Consider the following 13257-nt stretch of genomic DNA (forward strand, 5'->3'; position numbering starts at 1 on the left):
TATAGCAAAAAGAGGGGGGAAAGCAAGTGAATTTTTCTTGCAGGAGAACGAATGTCTATGCAAGAAAAAAGTAGAAAGACCAAAGGAGGGAAACCGATGAAAACACGTGTGACCGAGCTGTTGGGAATCAACTTGCCGATCGTGCAAGGGGGGCTTGCTTATTTGGCTTATGCTGACCTTGCCGCCGCTGTCTCCAATGCAGGCGGACTGGGCCAAATAACGGCGATGTCGCTGCCTTCCCCAGAAGCGCTGCGAGAAGAGATCCGCAAAACGAAAGCGATGACGGCCAAGCCGTTCGGGGTAAATTTTGCCATTGGGCAGCATGGCCGTCCGTATGAAGATATGCTGGATGCGGCTTTGGAGGAAGGGGTCAAAATTATTAGCATCACGGGAGGCAATCCTGAGCCATTGATTCGCCGCTCAGAGCCTTACGGTGTGAAAAAGCTGGTATTGGTAGCAGCCGTACGCCAAGCGCAAAAAGCCGAGTCGATCGGCGCGGATGCGGTAATGGCAGTAGGGCAAGAGGGCGGCGGCCATCTCGGACGCGATGACATCGGGACGTTCGTGCTGATACCACGCGTTGCGTCAGCCTTACAAATTCCGGTGCTTGCAAGCGGCGGGATCGGCGACGGGAGAGGTCTGGCCGCTGCGCTGGCGCTTGGCGCAGAAGGGATCGAAATGGGCACGCGGTTTATCGCGACCTTGGAATGTGTCCATGCTCATGCGGCATACAAAGAAGCGTTGCTGAACGCGACCGAGCATGACACACAGGTGATCAAGCGGACATTGGGCACCCCTGCGCGTGTGGTACGCACAAAAGGCTCGGATGAAATTCTCGCACGCGAATCAGCAGGAGCAGGCTACGAAGGGTTGAAAGAACTGATCAGCGGTGCGCGAAACCGATCGTTCATCTACGAGGGCGATGATGATCATGGGTTTGGTTGGGCAGGGCAGGTTGTCGGTCTGATCGACGACATTCCGACGGTTCAGCAGCTGTTTGACCGGATCGTGCAGGAAGCGAAGGGCGCTACGGAACGGCTGGCACAAATCCAAGGCGAATAACAGCAGAAAACAAACCGCCAAGCGGTGGTTGGTCGTGCTGGCAAAAAAAAGACAGGTCACTTGCGTAAATTCCCACGCAAGCGTACCTGTTCTTTTGCATATATCTAGAAGTAATCTTCACAATCACACGTGGATGCCGGTTTTACCCATATTGTACAAACGGGCCAAGATCGCCATTGTTTCGTCTAGTTTTTTCAATAGGCGTTCACCGTCAGCCAGGATAGAATCGTCACAAGGGATCGTCAAACCGCAGAGCAGCTCCGCTTTTTTGACTTGCTTCAATCGTTTGATTAATGCGAGAACCCCGTCTTTGCCCAGCTCAGCTTGCGGTGTGCTTGCAGGCTGCATATGGTCGGGTGACCAATGAAAGTCGTTTGGGATCAATTGCATGATTTGGTCAATTTCAGTCTCTAGCCGTTCGGCGATCTGCTCTTTGAACGGGGACTCATAAATGACAGCATACCAGACAAACAGGTGTGTGCCCCACAGCCCGATCTGGAAATGCGGATGTTTTTTGTAGCCCCGTTTATCAGCGGCAAAGGCTACCCATGTATCCTTGGGCGGATTCACCGTGCGGCGGGCATGTTTGGCAATGTGGGTAAACATTTCCTCACCAGTCAGCGCGGATAAGCTTGGCGCAAAATGCTGACCCAATTGTTCAAAAGACGGGCGTATGACAGAAATGATTTTCTCCATCCGCGCATCCAGACCGTCAATGGTAAAGACATCGAATGCTTCTTGAGAAAAGCCGGTAAAAGTTGACATGAAGCTTCCTTCCTTTCAAAAAAACACGAATCCAGCAGCAAATGTTCCCTTATCATACCAAAAAAACAGGTGCCGAGAAAGGGAAGAAAACGATCTGGCAGGTATAGCAAGAGCGGTCGCAGAATAATATGATATACTACTCCATAACTTCTGGTCTGTTTTATAATCAGATAAATCAGATAATTACAACTGATGAATATTCTTAGCAGACCGACGATGCCAGTATTTTTCGACGATGCCAAGACAAGCGCAAGACAAAAGGAGCTGAGCGAAAATGATCTTTGAAAAAGCGTGCAATGTGACAATGGATCAAGTAATCGCAGCTTTGAAGCGCAAGGACGCCGAGGAACGCATACCTGTACTTCGCTTAGAGCTTGATTACGAATTGGCAACGCTTTATGATGCACTGCAAGCAAACGATTACGCCCAAATCTGCAAGTCAAAAGAACTTCTGAAAAAATTGGGCAGAGAAATGCTGCTCTTGGAGGCATAGTTTGGCACAATTCTTTTCGGAAAGAGACAGGTAGGTTGAAGATGCAACGAAACAAATCAAAGGACTGAAGAACGACATTCACTCATGCGAGCGGGTGTCGTTTTTTCGTTGTACAGATAGGAATTATAAAATTCCTATCCAGTATAAGGGCAACCGCGGCTCCGCCAAAAGGCATGGCGCAGCCAGGTTTTCTAACCTTCCATGCACAGGGGCATTTTGCAAAATCTGCATGGACTGACGAGCCACCTCCGACAAACAATATAGATGAAGAAGCTGACGACCAGCGTGTTGTTCCGATCCGGCTGATTTTTGGTTAGGATTTAATGAGAAATTGCTTAGAAAAAGCTTAACCTTTTGTTCATGCCGCTGTAAGATAGTACAGGGCGTATATGTTCCCGAGGACTCGGATAGGAAGGAAGAAAAAACATGCTGCAAATGCTCACTCCGCTCCAGTCGGAACTTTTGCTTGCGGGCATCGTCGGCGTCAATTTGCTGATTTTGCTTGCACTTATTAGCATGTGGGTCAAAATTTCCCGTACCCGCAAGTTGATGAACAAGCTTTTTTCCGGCACAAGTAAAGATAACTTGGAGGGGCAGCTCAGGTCGCTGCTTGCACAAATGGAGGAGTGGAAAAAACAACAAAACGATCAGCAATTTCTGATCAACCGGCTTTCCCAGCGCGTGGGTGCCCAGTGCGGCAATCTTTCCATCACTCGCTACAATGCTTTTGGCGACCTAGGGAGCGATCTTAGCTTTTCCATGGCGCTATTGGATGACGATCAAAATGGCGTGGTGCTGACCAGCATCTATGGGCGCGAAGAGTCCCGTTTCTATGCGAAACCGGTTCAGGCTGGAAAATCTTTGTATCATTTATCCGAAGAAGAGCACGCTGTCGTAAAAAAAGCGTCTGTTTCCGCGAATCCCTCAAGACAATTGTGAAGAATATGTGTATAATAATACATGTAGGCACGTAAATGTTAAGAGGTTGTACCGTTTTGGTAAAATGATAAAGAGGTGATCTGCCTTCTATACCCAAATCGATGTTCGATTCGCGGGGCAAGGCCAGGTTCAGCAACGTTCCTTTGTAGATACCTAGCTTCTCTGTCTCATGTTCAGGCAGTTTTTTTGACAGCCAAAAACAGGGAATAGAGGAGATAGTATGGCTCAGCGTTTATCGACTAACTACGCGAATGCCTTTTTTGCCATGAGTGAAGAAGAGCTTAACCAATTTGTAAGTTTATTTGCAAACGATAATTTCCTTGTATCGGTACAGGAACGTTTTACAGGTGATCGGGATATCTTCATTTCCGACGGCCAAGGGGAAATCAAATTGACCTTTAGCCGGATCGGCCCGCGTTTTTCTTGTGAAAGCTCGTATGAGATCAGAGATTTGAATCTGGCCAATACGATGCGCAAAGCGATGAAGCGCTTTAAAGGGCACGGAATTGTCCACCGCGTGTATGACAGTTTTACTATGGTGTATCATTATGACGACGGTGACGTGATCCGCATTCAGGAATGCGCGGACAGCAAAGAGACCCTTGTCTTTGAATCGACCAACCACAATCAAGCGAAAGAACTTGAAATGCTTTTTCAACAAAATGGTGTTGAACATGAGATTCAATGTATCCGTGCTGAGACCGATCGCTTGCTAGATTTGCGTATCAAGTCGCGTGAAAAAGCGCCCGATCGACTGTCCGGGATTGACCGCAAGCTGGCGGAATTGTCCCGTCGCTTGTATACATTGGAAGCCTAACTTATGATAATGGGTGCGAAAAGCGCCCATTTTTATTTTTTGGCCGATTTCCCAAAAAAAAGTGTTGTCATTTGTGCTCAACCGTGATAATTTTAAATTCGTTGGAAATCAAGATTAGGAACCAGGATTCACTTTAAAGGGTGGAATACCGTGAGAGAAGCCGCCCCCGTTAGTGAATGACGCAGGTCCTAGCGATGATGTTTCTCTATCACACTTGCTAGGAAGGGGGAACCGAAAGATGGAATACTCGACTTTCGGACGCCATGTTGCCATTGACACATGGGGAGTACAGTTTGACCTATTGAATGATGCAGAGTTTTTGAAGAAAGAAATGATTGAGGCTGCAGAATCTTGCGGCGCTTCAGTTTTGAGCGTTCAAGCTAAGCAGTTCTCACCTCAAGGAGCTACCGTTCTGGTTCTTCTCTCGGAAAGTCATCTTTCTATCCACACTTATCCTGAGCGCGGTTTTGCTGCTTTGGATTGCTACACCTGCGGTGAAACGGTAGATCCGCAAGTGGCGATTGATTACATGGTTTCGATCTTGAAGCCAGAAAAGGTTTATGCGAAGAAATTGGTTCGTGGTCTTGGAGAATTGGAAGTGCTGGAACCGGAGATCAAAATGCCGGAGCTGGCGAAATAAGATACGGATTGAATACAACGAGAAGGTGCCGATGTGGCACCTTCTTTTTTTTGCCTTATTCCACGCCAATGCCGAGATCGGACAGCCGCTCAAAATAATCAGGGCACGTTTTCGCAACACAGCCGGGGTCGGCAATGCGAATCCCCGGAATTTTCGCGCCGATCAGGGCAAGGGCCATCGCCATTCGGTGATCGTCATGTGGGTCTAATAGGGCAGGCGTGACTGGTCCGGGATGCACAGTCAGTCCGTCCGCGTATTCTTCTACTTTGATGCCGAGCTTGTGAAGCTGTTCACAGACCACACTGATCCGGTCGCACTCATGGTGGCGGATATGAGCCGCATCGGTCATCGTAATCGGCGCGTCGGCAAACGTGGCGAGTGCCGCCATTGTCAGCGTCTGGTCGGACCAGCGCTTCATGCTGACGGTGAAGCCGCCTTTCAATTGCGCAGTGCCGCGCACCTCAACGAAATCATCGCCCCGGACAACCGTGCAGCCCATTCGCTCAAGCGTGTCCAACAATTCGATATCGGGCTGCCTTGTGGCGGTTGAGATTCCATTGATCCGAATGCGCCCGTTGGTTAATGCGGCCAAGCTCCAAAAATAACCGCAAGTCGACACGTCCGGTTCGAGTGTAAGAGCTGCAGCCTTATATGTCGCTGGTTCGAAACGAACGCTTTGCCCGCCGTTTTGAACGAGCGGTTCGACACCAAAGGCATGCATCATCTCGAGCGTCATGTCCACATAATCACGCTGGACGACTGTCCCGTCGATATGGACGATCAAAGGGTCTTTTGCATACGGTGCCGCCAGCAGTAGCCCGCTGATGAATTGGCTGGACACACTGCCCGAAATGGTCACTTCACCGCCTTGAAGCCCGTTTGCGCTCAGGGTGAGGGGGAGGCAGCCAGGTTGTCCGGTATAGTCAATTTGTGCGCCCAGTGCGGACAAAGCGCCAAGCAGAGGCGCTAGCGGCCGCTCCTGCATGCGTCGGCTGCCATCAAGCCGCCACGTACCATTCCCTGCAGCCAAAGCGCCAGGTAAAAAGCGAGCTACTGTACCGGCGGCTCCGACGTACAGCTCTTCCTGTTCGACCGGCCATTTTCCCCCAACACCCGTTACCGTCGCTGTCGTTTGGTCGATGGTGATGGAAACACCCAGCTTTTTGAGGCTGTCGATACACCAGTAGGAATCGTCGCTTTTCAAAATGCCGTCCAGCCGGGAGGTGCCGTTGGCCATTGCAGCGATGATCAGCGCACGATTGGTCAAGCTTTTGCTGCCGGACACGTTGATGGTTTGATCGATCGGTCCCGCTGCTGGCGTAAGCTGTATGTGCGCTTGCTGATGGGACGCAGACCAAGGGGACCGGGCAGCCTGATCGGCAAGGTGGAGAGATGTTTCGTTCATGTTCATTAACCTCATTTCGTCTTGAGCATCGTTCTACCTTGGATTATAATGACGAAAATGAAATAGATGAAATCGTAAATTTTGTTCGTTGTCATAGAGGAGATCAATGTCATGTTTCATTTGGAATGGTATCGCATCTTTTATCACACGGCGAAAACCGGTAATTTGACAAGGGCTGCGGAGGCATTGTTCATTACGCAGCCGACTGTTAGCTACGCGATCAAGCAGATGGAGACCGCGCTCGGTTTGCGCTTGTTTCAGCGCATGTCCAAAGGGGTTGAGCTAACTGCAGAAGGAAGAGAGCTGTTTGCTTTCGTTGAGCAAGCATTTCAGCTGCTCGAAGCAGGGGAGCGAAAGGTTCAGGAGCTGAAGGCGCTGGAAGCGGGAGAGCTGCGGATCGGCGCAAGCGATTCGTTGATCAAGCACCTGTTGTTGCCGCAGTTGGAGCAGTTCCGCGAGAGCTATCCGGGGGTGCGAATTCGTTTATCACATGGGAAAACAAGCGAGATCGTGCAGCATGTGAAGGAGGGACTAATCGACTGCGGGCTTGTCCATTTGCCGCTTCCGGCTGAAGAGCCAGTGCTTAAAGTCGTAAGCCAGCTCGGCGTTCAGGATTGCTTTGTGGTTGGGGAGGCACACCGTAGTTTTGCTCTACAGCCGCGCACAGCCGAAGAATTGGCAGCACTCCCTCTATTAAGTCTATCGGCGAAAAGCCGCACCCGACAGTTCATGGAGCGCTGGTTTGCCGTAGAGGGGATTGCGATGGCGCCTGATGTCGAGGTCGGCAGCATCGACCTGCTAATTGAATTTGCAAAGCGGGGATTTGGGATTGCGCTGATTAACCGCGCTTTTGTGCAAGCGGAACTGCGTCTTGGCACGCTTGTGGAAGTACCGACGGTTCATCAGGTGCCGGAGCGCAAGATCGGGTTAGTAATTCGACACACGAGCCGATTATCACTTGCGGCGCTTCAGTTTTTTCATTCACTGCCCATGCAGCAAACAGACAAAAAGGGAGACAGCGACTAAACGCGTCTCCCTTTTTACATGGCTCACCGCTCCTTACCGAAACGGTGCGGTCACGGTACGTCCCATATCTCGTACTAGTGCGCCAAAGTCGGATCCCATGTTCCGCACGTTTTGAGATACAGTGTTCGGTCCATTAAAGATGGAATGCGTACCGGTGCCAGCCCCTGTGTGGGTTCCAGCGCCTGCGCCGGTGCCATAACCTGCTCCAGTGCCATAACCTGTTCCAGTACCGGCCCCTGTGTAGGTGCCACCGTAGCCATGATGCTGGCGGATACCGGTATCCAGTGCGCGAATACGGGCAACCATCGCAGTATCAGAGGTGATGCGAACATGATGATTCGGCAATCCTGCTTTTACAGCGGAATAAACGCGCTGTTCGATGGCGTGACGCTGACGAGTGTGATTGGCATCGACACGAATGTTGACACCGACCAAAGCATCGTTTCCGGAAACAACCGCTACAGCGTTGCTAACCCCTGGGACCGAATCTGCTGCTTTGGCAGCCTTGGTCGACAGATGTTGGTCAAACGTGTAGTGTGTACCAGCCCCATAGTGATGAGGCGCGCCTGTTCCATACGTATGGGGAACGGTAGTCGTACCGTTTGCGTATGGAGCAGTCGTGTTGTACATGTTCGGTGCTGTCGCGCGATACGCGGTGGTTCCTACTGTGCCGGTTGTGCCAGTAGTGCTTGGATGCGTAACCCCTTGCGTACGTGTGCCAGTTCCCGGTTGTGGTGCGGCAGTGCGGTTGTAACCGCAAGCAGTGGTTAACGACGTCGCCAAAACAAGACAGGAGATTGCCAGAGACCATTTTCTCATTGTTATAACACCTCCGCGCTTATTTTGCGTAGGTGTCACGGCAAATACGCAGGAAGTTTCAGGTCAAATTGGAGATTGCCACAGCGTAGAAAGCACACCGTTTCCGTTCCAGCCGATTTTGCGTATGGTGATAGGCTGCAGCGAGCGCACCAGTTCATGTATTTGCAGCGACAGCGTGGTGATGCCATATCTTCGCAGCCGCCCATGCTGAAAAACATAAGCGCGGCCAGCAACAAAGAGTGGTTCGTTCGCTTTTGCAGCTGGTGTTACCGTCAACTCGGATATGAACACGGCTTGCTGCTCGCTGCGCAGCCAATCGCGAAACATTTTTTCACCGGATGATTTCCAATGAGTGGTGTCAGGGCAAAAGTTAGCTGGCAGCAATCTGGCATGCCAGCATGGATATAAGGCACTGTGCAAGGCGTCCGGTGCCAATAAGACCGCTGATTGCGCGGGGACAAGCACTTCACCTTCAGTTGCATCTGGCAGCTGCCCGAGATACCAAGCATGCTCAGCCGAGAGGTACTTCATCTCCGCTGAAGTCGGCAAACGGCTGCTGGACCAGCTTACAGGGACCGTGGGGTTGCTGGCTTGTAAGTTGGCAATCGTACGCTGTTCTTCACGATACAATCCAAGCGAATCGACGACGGTTCGTGTTGTGTATGACAGGCGCCAAGAAAAATGCGTTGCAATGAACGGCTGTGGGCCACAATCTACAATCGTTTTGATGGCAGGATCAAATAACGGGACAGATGGGGAAATTGACATCTGCTCGGTCTGCAGCAATCGGTGCAGCTCCGGCCGGAAAAAACGCAGCTGCCGCCATTTGTCCAAGGGTAATCCATCTACTGTAAGCAAGTCTGGATCGGTAAAACAGATAGACGAGATACTCTTGTCTTGCCAAATAAGCATAAGGGTGCCTGTTGCCTTTTCCAAAAAGTCCAGCGCATGGTCGAGAATATGCTCCACCTCATAGACAAGATGAAAAAAGGTAAGTCCCAGCTCACGTTTTGGCTGGTGGATACATGCATGCAATTCCGCGATGAGCATTTTTACGTCAGCCATGCAGCAATCACACTCCTTGGCCTAGAGAAAATGGCAGTTGCGCCAGTGTGAAGCGGGGCAAATCCGCAACCTGCCAATTGTCTACTGACAGCCAGACTTGTCGCATCGGGCCGAATCCTCTGACGATCGCAGGAATTAGCGCAGAGAGTGAGCCCTTCACTGCTTGCTGCGGAAGTGCGGACAGGCGTCCCGACTCAAATAGGCCCATTCGCTCGGGATAAAGGAGGAAGCTGCCGTCAGTCTGATTCAGCTCGAGATGCCGCACTCCCTGAACGATGAGGCACCCTTTTCCAGCAAGCGCGCCATTACGCGCCCAAGATCGGCAAGCATCCAATAGGTTGACTCGCTCTTCATAACCCGATGTTTCAATAGGAAAGTCAAGGGAAAGGTGAAAGGGACTCGAAGGATGGCTGGTCAAAGCGGCAAGGGAGGCTGTGTCGGTTCCAGCCGATGAATAAATTGCTGTAGTTCCCACCAAATAGCCAAATGGATGGATCGGCGAAAAAGCAGGGCTACCTTCCGCTTGCAAAAAAGACAGTGTCGTTCTCGACGCGGCAGGTTGAAGATGCTGGGGCAAGCGCAAGCAATGTGCCAAAAGCTGTCCCAGAAGCTGGTCGTCCAGCAAAACATTGCGGACTACACCGAAAGAACCAGAAATCGGGCTGGTGCTGAGCATGTCGGCGTGCGCCAAATCCAGGATCGCGTCTTGCCGTTTTCTCGCCAAATCTTGCATAATTCCTTCATATAATTCATCATCAAAGCCTACCGTTGTACTCACACCTGACTGAATGTTCAGCCGATATCTGGTAGCGAGATGACTGCAGATCAATCGATCGAGCGGTAGGGAGAAAAGCTGTCCATCGCTGCGGGCAGCCGTTATGCGTTCGTGCAAAAAGGATACACTTGTAACAGCCGCACCTGAAGGCGCTGAAAAGTGGCGATGCTGCGCTTCTATTTTATGTAAAAATGATTTGTTTATAGCTGTAGGTTGTGAAGAATGGTGCATCATAAAAGGTAGCTGACGCTTTTCCAGTGCAGCGAGTGTATCGAGTGAGCGTGCGATTTGGGGTCGTTCGGATGCATGGCGAACCGCTTGGTGAAAAGCCTGTTCCAGTCTGTCAGGTACTAAGGCCGAGGTCATGGCTTGTCCGATTGTTCCTGAAGCCGTGCGGACGGTCAAATATACGGAGGTTTCAAGATGATGGGAACGGTCGAGAAATCGGCCGCTTTGCCAACGGTATTGCGTCTTTTCTCGCTTGGTGGCCACGAACGTCACAAAAAGCCCGAGCGCATCGGCGAGAGAGAGGATACCATCGGCTAAGGAGTGGATCGGAAGAGAGCGCTCTTGATTCATCAAAGTGCCTCCCTGTTTACATTTTTCAGGTACATTTTAACATGATTCGAATGAACTTACCATTGTATGGCGGTGAGCGAACTGTTATGATGAAGTGTATGCATAAACGAGGAGGAAATTATGAAGCGCCCTGACATTCGCAACATCGCTATTATCGCCCACGTCGACCACGGTAAAACGACGTTGGTTGATAAATTGTTGATTCAAGCAGGTACATTCCGCAGCAACCAGCAAGTAGAGGAAAGAATGATGGACTCCAACGACCTGGAACGCGAGCGCGGAATTACAATTCTGGCAAAAACTACGTCCCTTAAATATAAGGACTTTACGATTAATATTTTGGATACACCGGGCCATGCGGACTTCGGCGGCGAAGTTGAGCGGATCATGAGCATGGTTGACGGTGTACTTTTGATTGTCGATGCTTTTGAAGGCTGTATGCCACAAACCCGCTTTGTTTTGCGCAAAGCGTTGGAAGCGAAAGTAACACCGATCGTTGTGGTGAACAAAGTCGACCGTGAAAATGCGCGTCCGCAAGAAGTGATTAATGAAGTGTACGACTTGTTTATCGATCTGGATGCAACGGAAGACCAATTGGACTTCCCGATCGTATATGCATCTGGTCTGCAAGGCATTGCCGGTATGGAACCAGACAAACTGGAAAGCGACCTGCGTCCACTTTTCGATGCAATCGTTGAGCATATGCCAGAGCCGTATGCAGACGTGGAAGCACCTTTGCAAATGCAAGTTACTATCCTCGACTATAACGACTTTTTGGGCCGTATCGGGATTGGCCGCATCTATCGCGGTGTGATCAACGTGAACGACCAAGTCGCTGTTATGAAGCGCGACGGCTCCGTGAAGAGAATGCGCGTGCAAAAGCTGTTCGGCTTCGTCGGCTTGAACCGTGTCGAAATGAAGACCGCCAAAGCGGGTGACATCGTGGCAATCGCAGGTCTGGAAGACATCAACGTGGGTGAGACCATTTGTGATCCTGACAACCAGGATGCGCTGCCATTGTTGAAAATCGACGAACCGACCTTGCAAATGACGTTCCTCGTGAACAACAGCCCATTTGCCGGCCGCGAAGGAAAACACGTTACATCCCGTAAGCTGCGCGACCGCTTGATGTCCGAGCTGGAGACAGACGTTTCGCTGCGCGTTGACGAAACCGATTCTCCTGATGCGTTCGTCGTATCTGGCCGTGGTGAATTGCACCTGTCCATCCTCGTGGAGAACATGCGTCGCGAAGGCTATGAGCTCGCTGTTTCCAAGCCGGAAGTTATTATTCGTGAAATCGACGGCCAAAAAATGGAGCCAGCCGAAATGCTGATTATCGACGTACCGGAAGAGTTTACTGGTCCGGTAATGGAAACATTGGGTCAGCGTAAAGCTGAAATGGTCAATATGATCAATAACGGTTTCGGCCAAGTCCGTCTGGAATTCTTGATTCCTTCCCGCGGCTTGATCGGTTACCGGAACGAGTTTTTGACCATTACTCGTGGTTATGGAATCCTGAACCATTCCTTCGACAGCTACCGTCCATTGTTCGTAGGTGAGGTAGGTGGCCGCCACGCGGGCGTTCTGATCTCCAACGAAACAGGCACAGCGACGACATACGGTTTGATGTCCGTTGAAGATCGCGGTATCATGTTCATTCACCCAGGTACCGAAGTATATGAAGGAATGATCGTTGGCGAGCATAACCGCGACAACGATTTGACCGTTAACGTATGTAAAGAAAAGCATGCGACAAACGTTCGTTCCGCGACAAAAGACGAGACAGTGAAAATGAAAACCCCTCGTACCTTGACGCTGGAAGAAGCGCTCGAATACTTGAACGACGACGAGCTGTGTGAGGTAACTCCGCAATCCGTCCGTTTGCGCAAAAAGTATTTGAACAAATCCGACCGCGAGCGCTATGCGAAACAAAAACGCTGGGAAGCCCAGCCGCAAGCGTAACCGATACGAGAATAAAGAGCCACCTCCTCATGCAAGAGAGGAGCAGTGGCTCTTCTTCTTTTTTCGACCAAAATCGATTGCTGTATTTTGACAGAGCAGTCTCTCACCTGCTAAAGTAATACTGATACAAGCTGTTCTCATTCATACATACTTTGGTAAAAAAAGCTTGATTCTCCGGGGCAATGGTTGAGGACGGACTAGTGCATAAGCAGCAAAAGAGTACAGGTGATTGATTGCAAGGGGAGAGATTGTGAATGGAATGGTTTGAGTTGGTGTCATCTTATGAGCCTTCCAATCCCAATGCGCTGACCACATATGACTCAATCCGCATTTTCTTTGACCATTATCGCGCGTATGTGATCTTTGTCTATTTGATTGCGGTGTATTATTTGGGGTTTGCGACACGGGTTCGGATGCCATTGTTAAAAAATGTGCTGCTCTACGTCCTGTTGTTTATCGGGGCGATTATTTTCAGCTTCCTGGACACTTCATTGCCGGTAAAGAGCGCGATGTTCGTTGCGGTTCTGCTTTTGGTGATCGTCAAGGTGCGGATTAAGCCTGACAACAAGAGAAAGCGGGGAGAGCGATGAGACTGGGGGACGCGTTGTTTAACTGGCTACAAATTCAGGCGGTTGCCGATGCGCGGCCGCACGATCAATCCGCAAAGGAGACCGCTGCGTTTTTCAGCGCGATTTTGACGGAAGATCACAACGTGACGGCGCTCACGTATACAAAGGACGAGACGATGTATACGCTGCGCTATACGATGGAAGGAAAGCCGAAAATGGAAATGTACCAGATCGAAGCGGTGGAAGAGCTGCTCGATGCGATTAATAGCGAGCCGAAATACAATCAATAACCGTTTGTCTAAAGCTGCCCTGCTCGTTTGTTAAGCGGGGCGGTGTGCGTT

Annotated in this window: 14 protein-coding genes; 9 read left to right on the forward strand and 5 right to left on the reverse strand. The window is 50.5% G+C overall.

Annotation, left to right across the window (positions count from 1 at the left end; translation table 11 throughout):
- Positions 1-96 precede the first annotated feature (96 nt).
- A complete protein-coding gene (locus EDM56_RS05760) occupies positions 97-1062 on the forward strand; it encodes an NAD(P)H-dependent flavin oxidoreductase (protein WP_122917152.1) in 966 nt (321 codons plus the stop codon).
- 123 nt (positions 1063-1185) lie between these two features.
- Here EDM56_RS05760 and EDM56_RS05765 read toward each other — a convergent pair whose 3' ends face one another.
- Entirely contained in the window at positions 1186-1827 is a 642-nt protein-coding gene (locus tag EDM56_RS05765; protein WP_122916945.1) for a YktB family protein, read from the reverse strand.
- A 274-nt stretch (positions 1828-2101) separates the two neighbouring features.
- Between EDM56_RS05765 and EDM56_RS05770 the strand changes: the two genes are divergently transcribed.
- The 4 genes from EDM56_RS05770 (at position 2102) to speD (ending at position 4716) form a co-directional block, all read left to right on the forward strand.
- Positions 2102-2320, forward strand: coding sequence for a hypothetical protein (locus tag EDM56_RS05770; protein ID WP_246009279.1), 219 nt, complete (start codon positions 2102-2104; stop codon positions 2318-2320).
- 426 nt (positions 2321-2746) lie between these two features.
- Positions 2747-3259, forward strand: a complete 513-nt coding sequence (locus tag EDM56_RS05775) for a DUF4446 family protein (protein ID WP_122916946.1) — start codon at positions 2747-2749, stop codon at positions 3257-3259.
- A 220-nt stretch (positions 3260-3479) separates the two neighbouring features.
- Positions 3480-4076: a hypothetical protein gene (locus EDM56_RS05780; protein WP_122916947.1), complete on the forward strand. Its 597-nt coding sequence runs from the start codon at positions 3480-3482 to the stop codon at positions 4074-4076.
- Between the two features lie 238 nt (positions 4077-4314).
- Positions 4315-4716 (forward strand): adenosylmethionine decarboxylase, encoded by a 402-nt coding sequence (gene speD, locus EDM56_RS05785; RefSeq protein ID WP_122916948.1) that lies wholly within the window; start codon positions 4315-4317, stop codon positions 4714-4716.
- A gap of 55 nt (positions 4717-4771) precedes the next feature.
- Here speD and aroA read toward each other — a convergent pair whose 3' ends face one another.
- Complete coding sequence (gene aroA / locus EDM56_RS05790; RefSeq protein ID WP_122916949.1) at positions 4772-6121, reverse strand: 3-phosphoshikimate 1-carboxyvinyltransferase; 1350 nt, start codon at positions 6119-6121, stop codon at positions 4772-4774.
- A gap of 111 nt (positions 6122-6232) precedes the next feature.
- Between aroA and EDM56_RS05795 the strand changes: the two genes are divergently transcribed.
- A complete protein-coding gene (locus EDM56_RS05795; RefSeq protein ID WP_122916950.1) occupies positions 6233-7147 on the forward strand; it encodes a LysR family transcriptional regulator in 915 nt (304 codons plus the stop codon).
- A 33-nt stretch (positions 7148-7180) separates the two neighbouring features.
- Here EDM56_RS05795 and EDM56_RS05800 read toward each other — a convergent pair whose 3' ends face one another.
- From EDM56_RS05800 to EDM56_RS05810, 3 genes are all read right to left on the reverse strand, one after another.
- Positions 7181-7966: a YhcN/YlaJ family sporulation lipoprotein gene (locus EDM56_RS05800; RefSeq protein ID WP_122916951.1), complete on the reverse strand. Its 786-nt coding sequence runs from the start codon at positions 7964-7966 to the stop codon at positions 7181-7183.
- A 63-nt stretch (positions 7967-8029) separates the two neighbouring features.
- On the reverse strand, positions 8030-9031 hold the full coding sequence (locus EDM56_RS05805; protein WP_122916952.1) for a hypothetical protein: 1002 nt from the start codon (positions 9029-9031) through the stop codon (positions 8030-8032).
- A gap of 7 nt (positions 9032-9038) precedes the next feature.
- A complete protein-coding gene (locus tag EDM56_RS05810; RefSeq protein ID WP_122916953.1) occupies positions 9039-10385 on the reverse strand; it encodes a hypothetical protein in 1347 nt (448 codons plus the stop codon).
- 120 nt (positions 10386-10505) lie between these two features.
- Here EDM56_RS05810 and typA point away from each other — a divergent pair, with 120 nt between their 5' ends.
- From typA to EDM56_RS05825, 3 genes are all read left to right on the forward strand, one after another.
- Positions 10506-12347 carry a translational GTPase TypA gene (gene typA, locus EDM56_RS05815; RefSeq protein WP_122916954.1) on the forward strand — a complete coding sequence of 614 codons (1842 nt, stop codon included), beginning with the start codon at positions 10506-10508 and terminating at the stop codon, positions 12345-12347.
- Positions 12348-12601: 254 nt separating this feature from the next.
- The gene (locus tag EDM56_RS05820) at positions 12602-12937 is read left to right on the forward strand and encodes a YlaH-like family protein (RefSeq protein ID WP_122916955.1); all 336 of its coding nucleotides are present in this window, start codon (positions 12602-12604) and stop codon (positions 12935-12937) included.
- Positions 12934-13206 carry a hypothetical protein gene (locus tag EDM56_RS05825; RefSeq protein ID WP_122916956.1) on the forward strand — a complete coding sequence of 91 codons (273 nt, stop codon included), beginning with the start codon at positions 12934-12936 and terminating at the stop codon, positions 13204-13206. Before EDM56_RS05820 ends, EDM56_RS05825 begins: the two co-directional genes overlap by 4 nt.
- Positions 13207-13257: the final 51 nt, after the last annotated feature.

It is taken from the genome of Brevibacillus fluminis (assembly GCF_003710825.1).
GTDB lineage: Bacteria > Bacillota > Bacilli > Brevibacillales > Brevibacillaceae > Brevibacillus_D > Brevibacillus_D fluminis.

Coding starts and splice junctions, on each gene's coding strand:
- EDM56_RS05760 (WP_122917152.1), top strand. CDS start 97: ATGAAAACACGTGTGACCGAGCTGTTGGGAATCAACTTGCCGATCGTG.
- EDM56_RS05765 (WP_122916945.1), bottom strand. CDS start 1,827: ATGTCAACTTTTACCGGCTTTTCTCAAGAAGCATTCGATGTCTTTACC.
- EDM56_RS05770 (WP_246009279.1), top strand. CDS start 2,102: ATGATCTTTGAAAAAGCGTGCAATGTGACAATGGATCAAGTAATCGCA.
- EDM56_RS05775 (WP_122916946.1), top strand. CDS start 2,747: ATGCTGCAAATGCTCACTCCGCTCCAGTCGGAACTTTTGCTTGCGGGC.
- EDM56_RS05780 (WP_122916947.1), top strand. CDS start 3,480: ATGGCTCAGCGTTTATCGACTAACTACGCGAATGCCTTTTTTGCCATG.
- speD (WP_122916948.1), top strand. CDS start 4,315: ATGGAATACTCGACTTTCGGACGCCATGTTGCCATTGACACATGGGGA.
- aroA (WP_122916949.1), bottom strand. CDS start 6,121: ATGAACGAAACATCTCTCCACCTTGCCGATCAGGCTGCCCGGTCCCCT.
- EDM56_RS05795 (WP_122916950.1), top strand. CDS start 6,233: ATGTTTCATTTGGAATGGTATCGCATCTTTTATCACACGGCGAAAACC.
- EDM56_RS05800 (WP_122916951.1), bottom strand. CDS start 7,966: ATGAGAAAATGGTCTCTGGCAATCTCCTGTCTTGTTTTGGCGACGTCG.
- EDM56_RS05805 (WP_122916952.1), bottom strand. CDS start 9,031: ATGGCTGACGTAAAAATGCTCATCGCGGAATTGCATGCATGTATCCAC.
- EDM56_RS05810 (WP_122916953.1), bottom strand. CDS start 10,385: ATGAATCAAGAGCGCTCTCTTCCGATCCACTCCTTAGCCGATGGTATC.
- typA (WP_122916954.1), top strand. CDS start 10,506: ATGAAGCGCCCTGACATTCGCAACATCGCTATTATCGCCCACGTCGAC.
- EDM56_RS05820 (WP_122916955.1), top strand. CDS start 12,602: ATGGAATGGTTTGAGTTGGTGTCATCTTATGAGCCTTCCAATCCCAAT.
- EDM56_RS05825 (WP_122916956.1), top strand. CDS start 12,934: ATGAGACTGGGGGACGCGTTGTTTAACTGGCTACAAATTCAGGCGGTT.